Genomic DNA, 20,106 nt, shown 5'->3' with positions numbered 1-20,106 from the left:
ACGATTATAAAAAATAATACTTAAGACAGGGGGAAGCGAGTATGGAAGAAGATTTGAAACGCCGCAAAGAGTTAGGGGCTTTCTTGAAATCGCGCCGATCGCGCTTATCCCCGTCCGAGCTTGGGATTCTAAGCGCGCCGCATCGCCGGGCCAAAGGGCTGCGCCGCGAAGAAGTGGCAGATATGGCTGGGGTAAGCAATATTTGGTATACGTGGCTTGAACAGGGGCGGGATGTCCGGCCTTCTGTCCAGGTTCTGGACAGTTTGGGCCAAGCACTGCAATTAAACCGGTACGAGCTGCTGCATTTATATACGCTTGCCGAGCACCGCCCGCCCGTCAAAGAATGGATGCCCGACATTCACGTGGATCAGTCTGTGCAGCGGATGCTGGATAAATTAGATCCTTTCCCCTCTTACGTAAGAGGACCGAGGTGGGACACGCTCGCTTGGAACAACGCGGCTTGTGAGCTGTTCGGCGACTTTAACGAGATGAACGTTCTGGAAAGGAACAGTTTGTGGCGGATGTTCGCCCGTCCCGACTACCCCGATTTGCTGCCGGATTGGCCGGATGCGGCCCAGAGCCTCTTGGCGCAATTTCGGACCAGCTACGGCCAGCACATTGGCGATCCTTCGTTCGAGGAGTTGGTTGATCTGCTTAAGAATTCGAGCGAACAATTCAAACAATGGTGGGGAGATCACGAAGTGTTAGGTATCCCTCTTGGACTTAAAAGGTTTAATCACCCCAAGCTCGGTGAACTTCTGTTCGAGCACCAGTCGCTTACCGTTGCGGATTATCCCGACTTAAAAATTACAGTATATATCCCGGTTCAAGCCGAATAAGGCTGTTTAGCGCAGCTGCTTGTTTTATCTGATCTATAGGCTTCTCTCTAACAAAGCTCCAACTTGTTTGGCGATTTCTTGAGGCGGGGAAGGCATTCCGTTTCTGATCCACCATTCAATGACGCCTACATAAGCGTTCCCGGTATACTGAAGCATAACAGCTTCGCTTAAGTCCGTATTTCTTCCGCTTTCTTTGTCAATCTCATCTTTAAATCCTTCTGTAATGTAGTCAAAAAGCCGTTTTCTAAATGAAGGGGCCCCTTGACTGGCTAGCATAGTCGAAAAGAACAAATAATTTTTTTCAAAATACTCGAAGAAAGGCAAAAGCGCACTGCTCCAATCCAGTCTGCAAGCCCATTCACCCAGCTCCCTTAATTCGTAGATGTGTGCTTCTATGAGTTTATCCAATAGGTCATATTTGTCCTGATAATGAAGATAAATGGTGCCACGGTTTATGTTTGCCCGGTCGGCAATATCCTGAATGGTAATGTCATCGAAATTTTTTTCGGTCATCAGTTCAATGACAGCTTTTTTCATAGCTTCTTGTGATTTTAAAATTCTTCGATCTACTTTTGCCATTGTAAATTCACCCGGCTTTCATAAATAATTAAGCATGTTCAATTATGTTTATGTTAATAGACGCAAGTTGAATAATCAAATGATATTGACTAAAGGTATTTTAATAAACAAAATATATGAATTTGTCTATTAAACAACGAATTACGTTCTTTTAACCATTGATAGCATGTTGACTTAAGGTATAATTATAGACAGATGTTGATTAATCACGAAGTCTTTTATAGTAAAAGATCTATTCATGAATTGCAGGAGGTATATGAATGATTAATGCTAATGCACGTGCTGTATTCAGTCCGGAAGGCCCGTTTGAACTAACCTCGATCGAGCGTAGGGACCTTCAGCCGCATGATGTCCTTATTGAGATAAAGTATGCTGGGATTTGCCACTCCGACATTCACACGGCTCGCGGCGAGTGGGGGCCGGTTCAATATCCTCTCGTTCCGGGTCACGAGATCGCAGGAATTGTTACTCGGCTTGGTTCGGAAGTTACTAAATATGCTATCGGCGATCGTGTAGGAGTAGGCTGTATGGTTGACTCCTGCGGAGAGTGTGATAGCTGCCATAAGGGAGAAGAGCAGTATTGCCTTAATGGAATGACGGGCACCTACGGTGCTATTGATCGGTATGGACAGTATACGCAAGGCGGTTATTCCACTCACATCGTCGTAACCGAGGATTTCGTGGTTCGAATTCCTGATAGTATTGAGCTTGACGCTGCCGCGCCACTCTTGTGTGCCGGCATCACAACGTACTCGCCGCTGCGTCACTGGGGAGCAGCCCCAGGCAAGAAGGTAGCGGTTGTTGGATTTGGCGGGCTGGGGCACATGGCCGTGAAACTTGCTCATGCCATGGGCGCGGAGGTAACGGTATTATCACAGTCATTAAAGAAGAAAGAAGACGGTTTGCGGCTTGGCGCTGACCAATATTTTGCCACAAACGATCCTGAGACGTTTAAGAAGTTGGCCGGTTCGTTTGATCTCATCGTAAATACCGTGAGCGCGAAGATCGATATCAGTGCCTTCCTTTCGCTCCTGAAGCTGGACGGTACAATGGTCAACGTCGGCGCACCGGCGGAGCCGTTGTCTGTTAACGCATTCTCTCTTATCGGTCATCGCCGGTCATTTGCCGGTTCGATGATTGGTGGAATTCGGGAAACGCAGGAAATGCTTGATTTCTGCGCTGAGCACAACATCGTTCCTGAGATCGAAGTGATTTCCGCCAAGCAAATAGATGAAGCCTGGGAGCGCGTGTTGGCTTCAGATGTCCGGTATCGATTTGTCATCGACAGCAGTACAATGGAGAATGCATAAATATTACTCCTAGCCAATAGGATGAGGCACGCCTACAGGGGTGTGCCTTTTCACTTTTAAAAAATTCGTATGGTTACCTTGCTTAAAGGGGAATTAAATGTGTGACTGTTGGGAAATCTACATATTTAGTTTTCTTTGTCAGTACACCAGAGTATGTCATAGCCGTATTCTTGCAGCAGTCTCGTTCAGCCGCAAAAATAAGCGGGGAGGATTAGTTATGAATCGAATGGAAAAAAGCCAAGAAACGTATAAACAGCTATTTGGCGATGGAGTGCCAGCAGCGTATGCTACGGATCCTGATCTTCAGGATATCCTGAGCCGTTTCATTTTCGGGGAAGTTTTTTACCAAGGCAACCTGGATCACAAACAACGTGAGCTTATTACCCTAGTCGTTCTTGCAACCAATCAAACCTTGCCCCAGTTCAAGTCACAAGCCCATGCCGCGCTAAACGTTGGGCTCACTGCGGTGGAAATCAAAGAAGCCATTTACCAGTGTGCGCCATATCTTGGATTCCCCAAAACGCTCAATGCTCTCACTGAGGTAAACGAAGTCTTCAAAGACAGAAATATTACATTGCCGCTGGAGAGCCAGAAACAGGTTGAAGAAGATAATCGGTTTGACAAGGGGCTTGCAGTGCAGGTGGAAATTTTCGGGGAGATCATAATAAAGAATCGGGAGAATGCTCCAGCCAATCAAAAACATATACAAGACTATCTTTCCGCCTTTTGTTTTGGCGACTTCTATACACGTGGAGGTCTTGATTTGAAAACGCGTGAACTGCTTACGCTCTGCATCGTGAGTAGTCTTGGCGGTTGTGAAAGTCAAGTCAAAGCCCATGTGCGGGGGAATCTGAATGTGGGCAATGACAAGGATACGATCATCGCCGCCATCACTCATTGCCTTCCATATATGGGTTTTCCGAGAACATTAAACGCTTTGAGCTGCGTAAATGAAACTTCTGCCCGCTAACATATAAATGAATTGAAAGCAGGGATTGTAACATGAAGAACGAACAGTTAAGCAACAGCACCATCTTCCCGTTGGGTCAAAAAGTAGAACAATACTTTACCGGTGACGCCTACTTGCAAATGGTGTTTACCGACCCAACACCACTCAATACGGCTGTCGGGAATGTAACCTTTGCTCCGGGTGCCCGCAATAATTGGCATTCTCATCACACCGGGCAAGTGTTGTTAGTTACCGGCGGTGAAGGATGGTATCAAGAAGAAGGGAAACCAGCTCAATTCCTAAAAACAGGTGATGTGGTAAACATTCAACCCAACGTAAAACATTGGCATGGGGCTACGAAGGATAGCTGGTTTGTGCATCTAGCACTTACACCTGGACATACAGATTGGTTACAGCCCGTAACCGATGAAGAATACGGTGAACTGTAAAAAGGATGGTGAACATATGAACTTAACTCCACTGCAACAATCCATACTATTGGCCTTAACTGCCGAATGGCAGTCGCCGGCGCAGATCGCAGATCAGCTTCCTAAGGCTGCGGAGAATTTGTCAGACGTAAACCAGGCACTAAAAGATCTTTTGCTTGAGGGATATGTGCAGGCTAATCCCGTTGTACTCGGACTGTATCGGTTAACCGTACTGGGCACAGACAAGGCGACGGAAGTACATGAGGACAAGTAAAATGACTCTGCTCTTTGGATCCCGATTTTAACTAATATCCAATCGAATCGTTTGGAGACTACGGTATGGCTGTCGGAACAGATTATTGAGCTGCGAAACAGGCCGACACGACTAAATAAAAAAGACCTTTATCTGAAGTTAATTCTTGAGATAAAGGTCTTTTCCATAACAAGACAAATTGATAGGAATAACGCAACGAACAGAAGTTGCCTGCGTCAAACTGATGGAGGAATATGAAGGGAGTCGAGTGAGAAAATGACAGCATCATTTTTACATAAACCCGAAGGGTACGAATGTCCATTTTGTCGTGTTGTCTCGGGAATCGAAAGACCTAATCAGGGAACCAAACAAAGGGACATCGTCTATCGGAATGAATATGTAACGGCATTTATAGCGAGCAAATGGTGGCCAAATAACAAAGGACATGTTCTTGTTGTCCCGAATCAACATTTTGAGAACATCTTTGAGCTCCCTATGGATTACGCTGCTGAAATTCATCGAGCGGCTCAGCTTACAGCATTTGCAATGAAAAGCACATATGGATGCGACGGGATTTCAACAAGGCAGCATAATGAGCCCGCTGGCAATCAAGACGTGTGGCATTATCACCTCCACGTTTACCCAAGATATGTGAACGATCAACTTTATTTAACAAAGGGTTTTCAGACTGATCCAGATGAACGCCCTTTCTATGCTGAAAAGTTACGTTCTTGGATTAAGGAAAATGCACGACCGGAAACAAGATGAGAGGTGAAATATGATTCGAGGAGTCATTATTGAAGGACTGTCTACCTCCGGAAAATCATCGGTATTTTCTGCAATAAAGAGATTACACAGCCAAACACAAAATGGTGAAAAGACGATTATTGCAATAAGTGAACATTATTCGCAAGTTTTGCATTCATATCAGGGCGTTTTAAAATCCATGGACAAGGATGAACATATTCAACTCTTACATCGTCATGTTGATTACCTTGAGCAACAATTCGAATGGATTGCTTCGCTTGGTCATACGAAAGCATCAAAAGGAGTATTTTATCTTCTGGAGAGATTTAATGTAAATCATCGTGCGGCCTTTATAAATTCTCCAGAAATTGAAATGCTGGAAAAACGTCTATCACGGCTGAATGCACTTTGTGTAGTCTTAATATTATCCCAAGATGCCGTAGAGCCTAGATTCATTGAAAGTCGAGGCGAAGCTTGGAAATCGTATGTGATGGAAAACCACTCTACGGTAACAGAAGCATGCCAGAAGTTTTTAGAGGATCAGGAGAAGCTTCTTATGTGTGCTAAACAATCATTGATTCCCACTCTAGAGATAAACACAGATGAAGCGGACTGGGATTCTTATGCAAAACAAATACTCGCAAAATTAAACTCCCTCGATATGATTCATAATCCCCGCTCAAGCTCATGAGATCGCAAGATTACACCCTGGCAGGATAACGCTGCAAAATGTTGAATTCTCTGGAAGGAGTAAATTACCAGAGGTGAGATATGAAACAATTTGAATTGGCTGCCATTACATGGCATGAAACAACGCCAAATTTGAAAAACCTGATTACTTCAGGGGCTGAACTGACGTTTAGCCCGCTTTCGCCGGGACTTGAGGCGGATGTGGCTAAAATCACGCAAGGGGAAAGGCATTTCGTGCTGAAGGTGTGGAACCAACGCTCTAAACCCGATGTTCTGCGCCAATATCGCCTTTTGGATGCCCTTCATCATCGAGGAATCCGCGTATCCGAGCCAATCGGCTATGGGCGAACCGAAACAGGGGACGATGTGCTGCTGACCCGTTATCACGGCACTACAATAACGAAGGTAAACCCGAGCATTTTTAAAAAAATGGCTGCCGTTTTAGCTGACATTCACCGACTTTCTCCGGATGGATTGGAAGGAGGGATACTAGCTAAGTATGATTTTGTTGGGTATTTTTTCTCGGGGATCGAGGCGTTTCCAGCGATGAAAGAGGAATTGATCCGTCTCGTCGCTTCCGCGGACATTAAACAGGACCGGATTATTCACGGAGATTTCAATTTAGGCAATATTCTAGAAGAGAATGGACAATACACAATCATTGATTGGACGAACGGGCAACTGGGGGACCCTAGGTATGATCTATCTTGGGCTTGTCTGCTCCTGCGCATCTATTTGAGCGAAAGCAAAAGCCTTACGTTTTTGTACAAATATCAAGAGGAAGTGAGCGTAGCGGCGGAGGAGTTGGAGATCTTTGAAGCGCTCGCCTGCCTCAGGTGGCTGTTGCTCGACCGAATCGCCGGAGTGCCCAAACACGCGGATACGATGAAGAAGGTAAGAAAAATCGTCAGGGATAATCATTTTTTAAATGAGAATGTGTTGCTGTAAGGTGTTAAAATGGGAACAACATTGGATGACATGAAGCAGGACTCGAATTACACTCGTAAAAGCGAGCAGGAGGAAGCGACTAATGGTTGAGAAAATGCATGTTGACGAAATGGAAATTGACGAGGCACTCGTGCGCCGGTTGCTTGTCGCCCAGTTTCCCCACTGGGCAGAGCTATCTCTGCGACGGATTGAGCCGGCCGGCACAGTAAACGCCATCTTCCGGCTAGGCGACGACTATTCGGTTCGGCTCGCGAGGCGGGAGGGGCCTGCGGCACCAGGAAGTCGCGAGTTTATTTGGCTGCCCAAGCTCGCGCCGTTGGTTCCACTTGAAACCCCTGTACCTATCGCCCAAGGGCATCCGAATAGCGAATATCCGTGGTTTTGGGAGATACATACGTGGGTTGAAGGCGAGACGGTGCCGATAGAGGAGATTGACGCGATTCAGGCAGCGCGTGATCTTGCGCAGTTCGTTGGAGCGCTGCAACAACTCAATTCATCGGGCGGGCCGCAGGGACGCGGCATTCCTTTGGCTCAACGGGATGAGGAGTTCCGATACTGGCTGACGCGGTTCGATGGCGATCCTGCGGTGGCTGCTGTGTGGGAATCGGCGCTTGCTGCGCCTCCGTGGAACGGCCCGCCGGTTTGGCACCATGGCGACCTTGACGCGCGTAACTGGCTTGTGCGAAATGAACGCATCACCGGTGTGATCGACTGGGGTACAATGGGCATCGGCGATCCTGCATGTGATGTCATGGTCGCATGGAAGCTGCATTCGCCGGCAGCTCGTGATGCGTTCCGCGAATATCTTCCGACGGACAACGCTACCTGGGCAAGAGCTCGCGGATGGGTCGTATCGCAGGCGGTGGCAATACTGGCTTACTACACGCCGGAAAACAATCCAATTCTGTACCATGAGGCGAAATCCTGGCTTGATCTAGTATTGTCAGAATGATGCTCGATTAACTGAAATGAGGAAATTATTTACATTCATCTGCGACTAAGTCATCACATTAACGTCTAAAGGTATAAACGATAAAAGAGCTATTCCTGTAATGAAGTAATTTGCTCTTTGAAAACAAGAAGCGCCACTTGTTATACTGGGAACCGTTCGGCCAAGAACAAATCCCAATAAACGAAAGAGGCGCTCACCATGAAGTATAAGATGAAACAGAAGAAGAATCAACGGATTACACGAATTACCGAAACGACGCTGGTCGTCGGTGCGGACATTGCCAAGAAAGTACACGTAGCTCGCGCGGTAGATTTTCGCGGGATCGAACTCGGTAAAGAATGCGTGTTCCAAAATGACCAGAATGGGCTAACGAAGCTCGCAACGTGGATGAAGGAACTCGGGCAGTCACATGGCAAGGCGGACATTATCTTTGGTAGGGCCACTATTGGTTTCCGTTAGCTGCTTTCTTGCAAGACCAAGGCGTTCAGGTCGTTATTGTGAATCCACATCATGTCAACAAAACGAAAGAGATTGAGGACAATTCACCGACGAAGAGCGACTACAAGGATGCCAAAGTTATTGCAAAATTGATCCGGGACGGGAATTATTCGGAACCGAAGCTGCCGACGAAGGAATTCGCAGAACTGCGGATCCTGATGAACCTGCGCGAAAAGGTGTCGGACAGTTTGACCCAAGTGAAAGCCGGGTTGGCAATTGGTTCGACCGCTTCTTCCCAGAGTACACTAGCGTATTTAAGGACTGGAGTGGCAAAGCATCGCTTCTGACGCTTCGCACCTTTCCGTTACCTGCCGACATCGCCCTCAAAGGGGCCAGAGATGGGAAGACAGAGGTCAAACGTGGCGTGGGAATCAAGCGGGCAGAGGCGCTATATGCCGCCGCTACAGCCTCCATTGGGTTGAGGGAAGGAATCGTAGCGGCTCGATTGGAACTGAGGACCCTTCTAGCGCAGTTCGACCTGTTTAACGAGCAGCTTGAAGCCATTATGGCTCAGGTGGAAGAGATTTTAGAGGGGATCCCGGGAACGACAGAAATGCTGACCATACCCGGAATCGGTATCCTCACGGTCGCCGGATTTCTAGCGGAAGTGGGCGATCTGAATACCTACGATCATGGTCAACAAATCATTCGTCTGGCCGGGCTGAATCTCATGGAGAACAGCTCCGGAATACGTAAAGGCCAGACAGGTATAACCAAGCGAGGGCGATCCCGCCTGCGGGCATTGCTGTTCCGAGCGATCATGCCAATGGTAGCGAAGAACGCAGAGTTTCAGGCACTACACCGCTATTTCACGACGAGAGGTCAGAACCCGCTAAAGAAGAAACAGTCGCTCATCGCGTTATGTGGAAAGCTCATTCGAGTCCTGTATACGCTGGGGACAAAGCAACGCGTGTATAACGCCATAGATGTGATTGGAACCGTTCGGCAAGCCCAGATGCAACAATTGGCTGCTTAAGATCAAGAAGCAACCGCCTGCAATCTCGATGATTCACAAGTGAGCGATGAGACAACGGAAGCACCGGAGAAGCCGACGTACTACACACCGTAAGGGCAACGACCCTGTAAAGGAGCGAGAATCGGCATCCACCCCTTGAGAGGTAGAACGAAGGAATGTAAGGGCATAGACCCAGCGTGACATGGGAGGGTAAACCCCAAGGGTGAATGTGGAGATCCATTGTGCGATCATACCAATTATCCACAGTTTTGGAATTCAAACGATCCCAAGCTCTGTTCCCGCCTACGCTCTTACAGGAAATCGTGGTGAAGACGACATTCTCCACCACCGCCTCTTAAGTTGTCAAAGTTGAAATACTGAGAATGAGCGAGAAAACAGGAGAAAACATTACTTTATAGTGGGAGGTGCGTTAATGAAAAAATTTGTGTTGGGCTTAGGTTGTGGTTTAGTCATCGCAGGTTCATCTGTTGCCTTCGCGTCAGATGCTATCCAGGCGTTATTGTTCCCTGCCCATTTCGAAATAAATGGAAATACGATTTCCTTAAATGATGACTATAAAGTGCTTAATGTTGACGGTCACGCGTACGTGCCGATTCGTTTCGTAGCCGAGCAGTTGGGTGCAACGATCGACTATGATCAGGAGCAGCAAAAGATTTTTGTTGAAAATCGAAAGCTTAGCTTATCGGATCCGAATTACAAAGGGCTACATGTTGGCAATTTAATCTTAACAAAAGACGGCAGCAACACCAAGGTTACCGGTCAATTGCAAATCGAAGGTGTAGGGAGTATAACAAATGCCGTTGAAGCAACCCTTGTATTCTACAATGATAACAGTGAACAAATCGGCGAGGTTGCGATTCATGGAGATGATTTTGGGGTAGACGCGAAAACCTTCGTCTCAGAAGGTCTAGGGGATTTTAGAACGTATTCAACGGTTAACCTCCATGTTGGGAATGTAAATGGCCATATCATTAGCGCGGCTCCAGTCATCGTTTATGAAAACGAAAAAAACAACTTCACCCTCAATCTTCCTAAGAGCTGGCAAGGGAAATATGATGTGGCGGAAGCGATAGATGAAACTTCGAAATTCGTAAATATTTCTTTTATCGACATAGCAAACAAAGAGTACGGGGGAGTTGTTTTTTCGATCGGCATACAGACTAAAGAGGATTGGAGTCGAGATGGTCAAACGGCTATGGAGGTCGGTCATATATCGAAAATTGGAGAACTTGGAAACAAAGTGTTCACAATAAGCACTCCGGGTGATGTACAATATGATCCGCACAACGAAGAGTTAACGGCAGAATATCAATCCATGTCGAAGTTCGTAAACACGATTAAAACTAGTTTTCATGCAAATGTAAATCTCACTGACAATGAAGTAAAAGATATTCTCAGCCAGCTTATACCGAAGGCAGCAGACGTCTATGGCATGTTTAACGGATCTGGATGGTTTAAAGTCGATGAGACAAAAACGATTCCGGGTGAAAACGAGTATTGCCTAGTAATAGATGAGGCTTGGAAAACGGATATTGATACGAGTAGCGTTAGATCCATAGCAGACTTGAAAAATGTAGTAGAAGGAGTATTTACAAAAGATATCGCTCAAAAGCTATTTTTAGCTCATTATTTGGAAGTGAAAGATGCTGGTCTTCCTCTTTATAAAGATTATGAAGGACGGCTTTATGTAAACACAAATAATGGAGGACACGGATGGGCAAGAAAATTTCAAATTGAAACTGCCAAGATAAAAAGTCAGAAAAATCAGGTTGTAGAAATCACGTTCGACGCTACATCCTATGACGACCCGGAAGGTACGCTGATTATTACAATTGAATATGTAAATGGAAAGTGGCTGATGGCATCAGGGCTTGATGATTATGAGAGCAGGATTACGGGGCCTTTTTGAAGCGGGACACGAACCAAGCATTTGCGGGTTGACTGAAAAGGAAAATTATTGTACTCTTATTTCGACATTGCAGTAGGTCAAAAAAAGGAGGGCTTTCCGATCATGTCTCCCCGAACGAAAGAGCAGAACGAAGAGATACGTGCGGTCCGGATCCAGCAAATGCTGCGGGCAGCTGGGCAGGTGTATATCGATAAAGGCATAACCATGGAGATGCGCGATGTCGCGGCCCAAGCCGCACTTGGTTACGGAACGGTTTATCATTATTACAAAAATAAATACGAGTTGTTTGACGATTTGCTGTGGTGCGCTTTCGAACAAGCGAAATCGATCACGGAAACTGCCTTGGGCGGCGAAGGACCCTGGACTGAGCGGCTGCGGAATTTATATCGTGTTTATGCTTCGCCAGTGGTCGGAGGATCTATCGGTGTTCATCTTGTACAAAATGTCAGCGGAAAATTTTCACCAGCTGCCCGGCGGCCGCTATAGGGAACTGTCCAAACGGTTCCACGAAGAGCTGATCTTGCCGCTGGCGGAGGTTTTGCGGGAATGCGTCGGCGCGCGAAGCCCGGAAAAGGCGGTCAACATGCTGATTGGCTCGCTGGTCGGTTATGCCGGATTGCATATTCATCATCAGCATGAAGAGATGGATGGCGACGAGGCTGCCGAAACTTTGCTTACGGGAATTTTGCCGGGAGGGGGCCGATAATATGGTGACTTTGAAATCGGCGGCGGAAATCGAAGAGATGAAAATAGCCGGGCAATTCGTGGCGGCATGCCACAAAAGAGTGGCCGAAATGATGGGTCCGGGCATTACGACGCAGGAAATTAACGACGAAGTAGAGCGGCTCATCGCGAAAGCCGGGGGAAGGGCGCCCACTTTGGGCTACAATGGCTACCGGTATGCAACGTGCACTTCCGTGAACGATGTGATCGCGCATGGCTTCCCGAACAGCAAACCGCTGCGGCAGGGAGACATCGTCACCGTCGATATCGTTGCGGAGCTGAACGGTTGGGTCGGCGATTCCGCATGGAGTTATGCGGTCGGCACCGTCTCGGAGGAAGCCGAGAAGTTGATGCGGGTCGCGAAAGAGTGCATGTATATCGGTATCGAACGGTCAACCGTCGGCAGCCGGATCGGCGATGTCGTCCATGCGATTCAACAACATGCGGAGCGAAACGGTTTTGGCGTCGTGCGCGATTTGCTTGCCCATGGAGTGGGCAGAAACATGCATGAGGAGCCTAATTTTCCGCACTTCGGGTCACCGGGTAAAGGATTCCGCCTTAAGGAAGGCATGGTTTTTACCATTGAGCCGATGTTGAACGCGGGAACGTATCGCATGACGATCGATGACGACGGTTGGACCACACGAACTGCTGACGGGAAGTTATCCGCTCAGTATGAACATACAATTGCCATTACGAAAGCGGGACCTGTCATTTTGACTGCGCAGCAATAGCTCCGCTGATTAACTCCTAGGTGCCCATAACATCACGGATACACCCGCTATGCAAATGGCGGCACCTATCCAATCGTACATATCGGGTGTTTTTTTATCGATAAGCCAGCCCCACAGCACCGCGAGAATGACAAATACGCCGCCATATGCGGCGTATACGCGCCCGAACGCCGGGAAACTTTGGAGCGTCGGAATGATGCCGTACAAAATCAGAATGATGCTGCCAACAATCCCGTACCAAAGGGGCTTCGATTCCCGCAGCCAAAGCCATACCAAATATCCTCCGCCAATTTCAGCAAGCCCCGCAAGCACAAAAATAAAAATAGCCATTAACATAAAAAATTGTCTCCTAACACGAACCGTTATGTTCTATCTTCTCCAGGCATTCCGACCACTTTATGCATTTGCAGCTTAATCCGCTATCTAACAGATTCATAATAACGCAGCGTTGATGCGTTTAATTCAGCTTTTGCCGCCAGCTGACCAATAGTCATTCCAGCCATAATAACACCTTAATTTATCATGAAAAGTATACTTAACTTGGGAGGTGATGTAAATGAAAACGGCGCTCGCCTGTCTTGGGTTATTAGGGGTCACCTCACGAAACGGAAATAACAGGTTGATGTGTTCCCATCCCAGTTTTAGCATTTCCACCCCTTCCAGAATGTCACGTGCGGCTGGCGCAGCTTTGAGCTTTAGTTATTCCAAAAGTGTTGGAGTGTAGCGGCGAAGCTGGCTGAAACCGTCGCCGATCAGCGGAAGATAGTCGAAGTCTGCGGGCTGAGCCAATCTTTCTGCTTCTGTGACGCTCTCGGTAAATACCTGCCATGGCAAGATGGATTCGATGGCCGCAAACGGATCACCTCCACTTTCGAAATTGCCTAACACAGTTGCGGATAGATCGTCAGCATACTCAAAACTTCATATTCAGATTAAAGAGGGACGGCATATGAAAATTTTGAATTTTTTACTTGTCTGCGGCTTGTTATTTATTACTCTAACAGGATGCGATTTGGGTAATGGAACTACTGCTGCACCTTCGCCAGTTCCCAATGCTGAATCGACTTCGGTACCAACAACCCCCAGTAAGCCTTCAGATTCTTGGGCCTGGAAGAAAATCGGAAAGGGTCAGCTTGATACTTTTCATATTAAAGATGGAGTTATTCTATATCCGGAGCCGATCACCTATAAAGGATTCCCCGGAAAAGATTTTACTTCAGGTACTACGACCGCTTACTTTATACGAGCTTCCGACGAACAATTTTCAAGTCCCGACTCGTTCGAAATAACCATGAAACCATTAGCTTTTGGCACAGGTTTCACGGTAAAGGATCAACTGTTTTCAGCAGATGGAAAATCGATAAAAATGGCTAGCGGGGACCTGGTTAGAGGCGATGAGGATCAGAAAAACTTATGGCTCATCTCGAACGACGGTTCAGTAAAATCCATTTTAAGTACCAAAGGCTATGATGAATTAGACCTGAAGGTCAAGGCAGACGCAGCTAATTCTGGCGAAAGCAAATATAGATTAAACTGGAGTTCGGACCCGCATCCGATGGTTGACGGGATAAAAATTGCCTTTGTTTCTAATAGAAATGGAATTCTCTCGAAAAATAGAGGGAATAGTGTTTTTCTTGTAAACAAGGACGGCAGTAATGAAAAACTACTCATTGATTCTCAAAAGTACGGAAACCTGACTATTGTAGGAACTGCGAAGGATTTGGCAGCCGCTCAAAACGATAAAAATTCGCTCATTATTGTGAACGCTACAAGCGGAGAAATTAAAGAGTTTCCGATAAACGGCATGTCAATCGCTATATCTCCCGACGGTACGAAGGTTCTTTTTCGAAAGGTAGCGGAAGCTTCCGTCCAAAAAGATTTATGGCTTTTGGATGTTAAAAGTGGCAAGGAAACGATCGTAGATGGCTTTCCACAAGGTTACTTTTTCAATTTAGCGGGTGAATGGTCCCCTGACAGCGCTAAGTATGCGTTTTACGGTAATGGCATAGAAGTCACAGATAAAACAAAAGGCTACAGGGACAATAACATACTGCTTGTTATTGACTCCGCCTCATCAACTATGAGTTTATACGGAAAACCGGAAGGCACTGCCAGTATATATCCGCTAGGAACAAATCATTGGATCGACTCTCAGCATGTGCTTGTTTATCTAGACGATGACACGACTTGGATCGCAAAATTAAAAGCCGACTAATCTAAACGAAAAACGATAATTCTGATGTCGAAAACCGGATTCCTTTGTGAATCTGGTTTTTTCATTATACTAAAGAAAAGCCAACCACATCACTGAGCAGGTTGGCTTTGGGGAAGTTTTTAAAAACGCTGCGTATCGGACATAACATAACAAATCTATCGCTTTTCCGGCATTTCAATTTGTTCTTTTGTCGTCATTTTGGCTGTATTGCGATCTCTCCACACCGCTTCTTTGGCATCGAGAAAATAGTTGCTGTATTCCGCTTTGGGAATCAGATGATAGACAAGACTGATCTCAACCGGCTCTTCACTAATCGCTTTCCAACCACCCCCTTGAGATGCCACCATACTATCTTTCATATCGTTGACGGCTTCATAGCGCAGCTCCAAGTCGTATTTGTCGAGCAGCATCTTGTTTAATTTCGCATTGTCGACTACGGGAAGCGATTCATAATTGTAATCGTTCAGCTGGTTGCTAAATCCGATAAATGATCCTGTCTTCTCATCTATATCGACATAAAGCAAGTTCGGGTTCCATACGCCCGAAATATGCCGTACAAATTTTACACTGTAGTAGCTGTATCCTTCCGGCTCTTTCTGCAATAAGGAAACATCTTCAACCGCCAAATCTTTATACGTGCTTTCAGGCAAGTATTGTTTGACGAGTTGAATCGCTTTCTGTTTGGCCAGATCTGTGGTAAGCGATTTGCCGCTTTGATTCATGCAGGCATTCCAATAATCAACCAATTGACCAGAATTTTGTTGAAAAACCGTTCTCGCGTAGCAGGAATCCGACTTTACCCAGATAACCTGCCAAAAAGGACCGATTAACCGATCATTAAAAACAGTATTATAGTCCATGCGGACTTCCGGTGAAGGACCATTGCTTATTCCAGCCACCAATGAAGCGTGTTTTAATGCCTCCTTTTCCGTCTCGATCGGCTTTATGGGAATATTCGCGGTTTCTCCGGCAAGCGAGTTCTCATCTTCGATAGAATCGAGCTTCTGCTTTAAATTATAAGGCTCTCCCGTCAACGTAAAGTCCAAAGCTTCCGGATCAAAATCGTAGCTATAAATGCTCGATTCCGTTAGTCTCGAATGAGAAGAAGCTCCATTAAACCAGTAGGAAAGAAGCGGCTGCATATGTTCAAGGAATTGCGCTTTAACGTCTTCCTTGTTTAATACCGGCTCTTGCTTTTCAAACTGAACCTGCTTGTCCCAATAGATGTAGTGTCCGAGCCTTTTACCCGTTTCGTCGAAAGCATAGAAGATTTTATTATTCGGATAAGGGACATTCCCAATCATACGTTTGAAATATAACGAATAATGAGTTTTCTGATTTAAGACAAACTCCTGATGCAAATCAAGCACAATTTGATCTTTGGCAAAAGGATAATCTGCAGCGATCAGCTTTTTGGCATAATCTTCGGCTTGGGTGAAACTGCTTATCGACGCGACAGCTTGGTCTGCATTTGCACTAGACGCCAGAAACCCTGACGACAGGATCAGCAGCAGAGTAAACATAAAAATGGGGCCGTATTTTCTTTTCATTTCGAACCTCCGCCTTGAATTATTTGTTCATAATAATAAGACGCAGCATTTCAACCGGAAGTTTCAAAGAAAGGGAATATTTCCTAATCCCATCACCCTCACTAGACAAGGGGGAACAAGCCGTAAAATCACTCAATCGTGTACAAGTAAACCAGTCGTCGTAAAAAATACTTATCACCGGAGTGCCGGCCAATCCGCGCAGGTGGAAGATTATCTCGGTGCGGTCGCCCTGTGCGGACGGTTAAAAAAGAATTTTTATATCCAATAAATATATTTACATATTATATCTTTTTGATATAATAAAAACGATCAAACATTAAAGGAGGCAATAAACGATGTTTAAGAGCGGCAATGTGACTGTCATGGTAGCGGATTTAAAAAAGGCAGTAAAATTTTATGTCGAAACCCTTGGATTAAAACTTCAACACGAAATGGACGGGCATTTTGCGCAGGTCGAAGCACCGGGATTGACGATTGGCCTCCTGCATCTTGCCGGAGAACATGGCCTTCAACCGGAAACATCGGGCAGCATGTCTATTGGATTTGAGGTGGAGGAATTGGATTCAGCCATGGAGACACTGAAATCCCGGGGTGTTGAATTCCATAATGGTGTAGAAGGCAATGCAGCCCAGGTTATACACTTCAGTGATCCTGAAGGCAATACCTTATACTTGGTTTATAATCGTTAATCAAGGAGAGAAAACGTGACAATGAAAAGAAGCGTCTTCCCATGACACAGAAAACTAACGTCAACATGGTTGTAATCGGACTGCTGGCGGCGATGTTCATCGGCGCGTTGGACGTGACTATCGTCGCCACCGCCACGCCGCATATTGTCGCAGATTTGTATGGTGAGAGCCTGTTCAGTTGGGTGTTTGCAGTTTACACGCTGACCACTTGTGTAGCGGTGCCTATTTTCGGCAAACTGGCCGATTTGTTCGGGCGCAAAACCGTGTTTGCGGCCGGCATCGGTTTGTTTGTACTTGGTTCCATTTTGTGCGGGGCCGCACAGTCGATGGCGGAACTCATTTGGTTCCGGGCCTTGCAAGGAATTGGGGCCGGGGCTCTGGCGCCCGTGTGCTTTACAATTATTGGCGATTTGTTCTCGGGCAAGCAGCGCGGCAAAATGATGGGCGTCTTCTCGTCCGTTTGGTCTGTGGCAGGTTTGCTTGGCCCGCTTATCGGCGGTTATTTCGTCGATCAGGTATCGTGGCGCTGGATTTTCTACATCAACGTGCCGATCGGCGCCGCCGCCTTGCTGCTGGTCACCGTATTTTTACACCAACCGATCGAGCGCCGGGCGAAAAAAATCGATTACCTCGGCGCACTCACCTTTACCGTTTGCTTTTCCGCGCTCCTGTATGCGCTGCTGAGCGGCGGGTCCGACCATCCGTGGGATTCCCCGTTGATTGTAGCGCTGTTTGCGGTATCGGCCGTGTTTTTGCTGTTGTTCCTCTGGATCGAAAAACGGGCGGAGGAACCGATGATGCCGTTATCGATTTTCCGCATCCGCGTGTTGAATGTGACGAATGTCAGCGGTTTTCTGACGTTTGGCATCACGACGGGTTTGACGATTTACGCGCCAATCTGGATTCAGTCCGTGCTTGGCCATTCCGCAACAAGCTCGGGCCTGATCGTCATGCCGATGTCACTGGCGTGGCCGCTGGCTGCCAACATGGTCGGCAGGCTCATGTACCGGATGGGGGTGAAGGCGTCGATCGTGTTGGGTTCCGGTCTGGTGGTCGCCGGCTCCATTTGGCTTGCCGTGCTTCAGATGAACTCTCCTTACGTTTACTGGATTGGTATTCTCGTCGTCATCGGGCTCGGGATGGGTTTTGTCGCGACGCCGTCCACCGTTGTCGTGCAATCCGCCGTCGGCTGGGAAAAACGCGGCGTCGCCAACGCTTCCAGCATGTTATTGCGCTCAATGGGCCAAACGATCGGCATCGCGGCATTCGGCACGATTTACAACCAGCATGTGACAACACTCGGATCCAAAGCGGAGCTGGCTGCCGGAATGCATTCCGTTTTTCTGCTCATGTGCGCCATTGCGATTGCGAACCTGCTCGCCGTGCAGCTCCTGCCGAAACATCGCGAGCTGATGGCGCAGCAGCAGTCGGCGTGAAGGGTGCACGAAAGAAAGAAACCGAAATTGGCCGCAAACCGATGCTTCCCGGAAAAAGTCGCGACGATCGCGGCTTTTTCTTTTTTCGGGTACCGTATGTTATACTGTTGTTTACATATTATATCTTTTCGATATAATAAAAAGCAGTCAAACACAGTAAGGGAGGCCACTCGCTTGAACGAATTGTTCATCCTCGGCGAATTGATGAATAACTCGATGCATGGCTATTTGTTACATCAGATCTTGAACGGGGCTATTGGACCTACGCGAAAAATCAGTTGGGGGGTGCTTTATCCGCTCATTCACGGTCTGCTTGCAGACGGGCTGATCGAGCAGGTCCCCGATGAACAATCGGAGGGCGCCCGGCAGGGAAGAGGGAAAAAGAAAATAATGTATAGCATTACCGAAGAAGGCAGAATGCGCTTTTTTCGATTGATGGAAGAGCCGATCCCCTACTCGCCGGATTACGAGCTGCACTTTTATATTAAACTGAAAAATTTTGATCTGATCAGTAGGGAACTGCAGTTTTTAATTTTGCACCAGTACAAGGATTATCTGCGTTATGAAATCCGCCACGAGGAAGAACGGATTGCGTATGTGGACAAGGATGAGCGGATACCCGGCGGGGAACAGCGGTATATTCTGATCTTTTTCCGGCATCGGATGGAAAAGCTCCGTTTTGACGAAGAGTGGGTATTACAGTTAATTAATAGCCATCGCACGAATGGGGAAGGGCCTGAACGGGAGTAAACCCGGAAATGTTTAACCGATGCATTGCGATGCTTGGAGCGATGTACTTCGTCATAAAAGGTGTATAATGCAAGAAGTGAAACTTCCGCATCGACGGCAGCATGACAAAGGAGATTTTATGACATTTGAACAATTGAAATTGATTCCCCCCATTCTTAAAGCGCTGGCCAAGGAAAATTATAGACAGCCCACTCCTATACAGGAGCAGGCAATTCCGCCAGTGCTGGCGGGCCGAGATTTGTTCGGCTGCGCTCAGACGGGGACCGGCAAGACCGCGGCGTTCTTGCTACCCATTATCCAACTGCTGAGCGAGCAGCAGGCACGACCGAGCGGCAAACGTGTCATTCGTTCGCTGATCCTGACGCCTACGCGTGAGCTGGCGATTCAGATATCCGACAACTTTAAATCTTACGCACGTTTTTCGAATCTGCGAAGTGCCGTGATTGTAGGCGGCGTCTCGCAAAAAGCTCAGGAGCTGGAACTCGAGCAAGGCATGGACATTCTGATAGCAACGCCGGGCCGACTCATCGACCTGATGAACCAAGGATTCGCCGATCTGCGTCACGTGCAGATTCTCGTGCTGGACGAAGCAGACCGCATGTTGGATATGGGCTTCATTCACGACATGAGAAGGATTATCGCCAAGCTGCCTGCCAAACGACAGACGCTGTTTTTTTCGGCGACGATGCCGCCCGAGATCACATCTCTGGTAAACTCGCTGCTGAAGAATCCAATGAAAATCGAAATTACGCCCGTTTCCTCGACGGCGGAGCGGATACAGCAGGCACTCTACTTTGTGGACAAGCCGAACAAGCTGCCGCTGTTGATCGATCTGCTGCAAGACAAGTCGATCGAGAGCGCGCTTGTGTTCACCCGTACGAAACATGGCGCGGACCGGCTGGTGAGGGGCCTGACGAAGGCGGCGATTACG

Annotated in this window: 22 protein-coding genes and 2 pseudogenes; 19 read left to right on the top strand and 5 right to left on the bottom strand. The window is 47.2% G+C overall.

Annotated elements, in window-relative coordinates; genetic code table 11:
- Positions 1–41 precede the first annotated feature (41 nt).
- Positions 42–839, top strand: a complete 798-nt coding sequence (locus EYB31_RS39060; RefSeq protein ID WP_131019016.1) for a helix-turn-helix transcriptional regulator — start codon at positions 42–44, stop codon at positions 837–839.
- A 33-nt stretch (positions 840–872) separates the two neighbouring features.
- On the opposite strand, the gene EYB31_RS39055 is transcribed toward EYB31_RS39060, so the two are convergent.
- Positions 873–1,418 carry a TetR/AcrR family transcriptional regulator gene (locus EYB31_RS39055; RefSeq protein ID WP_131019015.1) on the bottom strand — a complete coding sequence of 182 codons (546 nt, stop codon included), beginning with the start codon at positions 1,416–1,418 and terminating at the stop codon, positions 873–875.
- A 260-nt stretch (positions 1,419–1,678) separates the two neighbouring features.
- Between EYB31_RS39055 and EYB31_RS39050 the strand changes: the two genes are divergently transcribed.
- From EYB31_RS39050 to map, 13 genes and pseudogenes are all read left to right on the top strand, one after another.
- Positions 1,679–2,728, top strand: coding sequence for an NAD(P)-dependent alcohol dehydrogenase (locus EYB31_RS39050; RefSeq protein WP_131019014.1), 1,050 nt, complete (start codon positions 1,679–1,681; stop codon positions 2,726–2,728).
- 217 nt (positions 2,729–2,945) lie between these two features.
- On the top strand, positions 2,946–3,698 hold the full coding sequence (locus EYB31_RS39045; RefSeq protein WP_131019013.1) for a carboxymuconolactone decarboxylase family protein: 753 nt from the start codon (positions 2,946–2,948) through the stop codon (positions 3,696–3,698).
- 32 nt (positions 3,699–3,730) lie between these two features.
- Positions 3,731–4,126, top strand: coding sequence for a cupin domain-containing protein (locus tag EYB31_RS39040; RefSeq protein ID WP_131019012.1), 396 nt, complete (start codon positions 3,731–3,733; stop codon positions 4,124–4,126).
- A 16-nt stretch (positions 4,127–4,142) separates the two neighbouring features.
- Complete coding sequence (locus EYB31_RS39035) at positions 4,143–4,379, top strand: hypothetical protein (protein WP_165452841.1); 237 nt, start codon at positions 4,143–4,145, stop codon at positions 4,377–4,379.
- Positions 4,380–4,634: 255 nt separating this feature from the next.
- The gene (locus EYB31_RS39030) at positions 4,635–5,126 is read left to right on the top strand and encodes an HIT family protein (protein WP_131019010.1); all 492 of its coding nucleotides are present in this window, start codon (positions 4,635–4,637) and stop codon (positions 5,124–5,126) included.
- 10 nt (positions 5,127–5,136) lie between these two features.
- Positions 5,137–5,796 (top strand): hypothetical protein, encoded by a 660-nt coding sequence (locus tag EYB31_RS39025; protein ID WP_131019009.1) that lies wholly within the window; start codon positions 5,137–5,139, stop codon positions 5,794–5,796.
- Positions 5,797–5,876: 80 nt separating this feature from the next.
- Positions 5,877–6,743 carry a phosphotransferase family protein gene (locus tag EYB31_RS39020; protein WP_131019008.1) on the top strand — a complete coding sequence of 289 codons (867 nt, stop codon included), beginning with the start codon at positions 5,877–5,879 and terminating at the stop codon, positions 6,741–6,743.
- A gap of 82 nt (positions 6,744–6,825) precedes the next feature.
- Positions 6,826–7,695, top strand: coding sequence for an aminoglycoside phosphotransferase family protein (locus EYB31_RS39015; protein WP_131019007.1), 870 nt, complete (start codon positions 6,826–6,828; stop codon positions 7,693–7,695).
- 198 nt (positions 7,696–7,893) lie between these two features.
- Positions 7,894–9,169: pseudogene (locus EYB31_RS39010) on the top strand (IS110 family RNA-guided transposase).
- 412 nt (positions 9,170–9,581) lie between these two features.
- Entirely contained in the window at positions 9,582–11,078 is a 1,497-nt protein-coding gene (locus EYB31_RS39005) for a stalk domain-containing protein (RefSeq protein WP_131019006.1), read from the top strand.
- 102 nt (positions 11,079–11,180) lie between these two features.
- Positions 11,181–11,564, top strand: a complete 384-nt coding sequence (locus tag EYB31_RS39000) for a TetR/AcrR family transcriptional regulator (RefSeq protein ID WP_131019005.1) — start codon at positions 11,181–11,183, stop codon at positions 11,562–11,564.
- A complete protein-coding gene (locus tag EYB31_RS38995; protein WP_131019004.1) occupies positions 11,521–11,784 on the top strand; it encodes a hypothetical protein in 264 nt (87 codons plus the stop codon). The genes EYB31_RS39000 and EYB31_RS38995 overlap by 44 nt, the downstream gene beginning before the upstream one ends.
- A 1-nt stretch (position 11,785) precedes the next feature.
- Positions 11,786–12,535, top strand: coding sequence for a type I methionyl aminopeptidase (map, locus tag EYB31_RS38990; protein ID WP_131019003.1), 750 nt, complete (start codon positions 11,786–11,788; stop codon positions 12,533–12,535).
- 9 nt (positions 12,536–12,544) lie between these two features.
- Here the strand turns inward: map and EYB31_RS38985 are convergent, their stop codons facing one another.
- The 3 genes and pseudogenes from EYB31_RS38985 to EYB31_RS38975 all read right to left on the bottom strand — a co-directional run.
- On the bottom strand, positions 12,545–12,871 hold the full coding sequence (locus EYB31_RS38985; protein WP_131019002.1) for a YnfA family protein: 327 nt from the start codon (positions 12,869–12,871) through the stop codon (positions 12,545–12,547).
- Positions 12,872–12,954: 83 nt separating this feature from the next.
- Complete coding sequence (locus EYB31_RS41155; RefSeq protein WP_240763223.1) at positions 12,955–13,029, bottom strand: MerR family transcriptional regulator; 75 nt, start codon at positions 13,027–13,029, stop codon at positions 12,955–12,957.
- Between the two features lie 145 nt (positions 13,030–13,174).
- Positions 13,175–13,408: pseudogene (locus EYB31_RS38975) on the bottom strand (hypothetical protein); the annotation flags it as partial.
- 76 nt (positions 13,409–13,484) lie between these two features.
- Here EYB31_RS38975 and EYB31_RS38970 point away from each other — a divergent pair.
- Positions 13,485–14,750, top strand: a complete 1,266-nt coding sequence (locus EYB31_RS38970; protein WP_131019001.1) for a TolB-like translocation protein — start codon at positions 13,485–13,487, stop codon at positions 14,748–14,750.
- A 155-nt stretch (positions 14,751–14,905) separates the two neighbouring features.
- On the opposite strand, the gene EYB31_RS38965 is transcribed toward EYB31_RS38970, so the two are convergent.
- Positions 14,906–16,300 carry a hypothetical protein gene (locus EYB31_RS38965; RefSeq protein ID WP_131019000.1) on the bottom strand — a complete coding sequence of 465 codons (1,395 nt, stop codon included), beginning with the start codon at positions 16,298–16,300 and terminating at the stop codon, positions 14,906–14,908.
- 335 nt (positions 16,301–16,635) lie between these two features.
- Between EYB31_RS38965 and EYB31_RS38960 the strand changes: the two genes are divergently transcribed.
- From EYB31_RS38960 to EYB31_RS38945, 4 genes are all read left to right on the top strand, one after another.
- Complete coding sequence (locus tag EYB31_RS38960) at positions 16,636–16,989, top strand: VOC family protein (protein WP_131018999.1); 354 nt, start codon at positions 16,636–16,638, stop codon at positions 16,987–16,989.
- Positions 16,990–17,030: 41 nt separating this feature from the next.
- Positions 17,031–18,425, top strand: coding sequence for an MDR family MFS transporter (locus tag EYB31_RS38955; RefSeq protein ID WP_131018998.1), 1,395 nt, complete (start codon positions 17,031–17,033; stop codon positions 18,423–18,425).
- A gap of 174 nt (positions 18,426–18,599) precedes the next feature.
- Positions 18,600–19,175, top strand: a complete 576-nt coding sequence (locus EYB31_RS38950; RefSeq protein ID WP_131018997.1) for a PadR family transcriptional regulator — start codon at positions 18,600–18,602, stop codon at positions 19,173–19,175.
- A gap of 118 nt (positions 19,176–19,293) precedes the next feature.
- Positions 19,294–20,106, top strand: an 813-nt coding sequence (locus tag EYB31_RS38945) for a DEAD/DEAH box helicase (protein WP_131018996.1), incomplete at its 3' end; no start/stop codon positions are given.

Source organism: Paenibacillus thalictri, from assembly GCF_004307995.1.
GTDB lineage: Bacteria > Bacillota > Bacilli > Paenibacillales > NBRC-103111 > Paenibacillus_AF > Paenibacillus_AF thalictri.
Note: the sequence above shows the minus strand (reverse complement) of the source record. Positions and strands in the feature narration are given on the sequence as shown.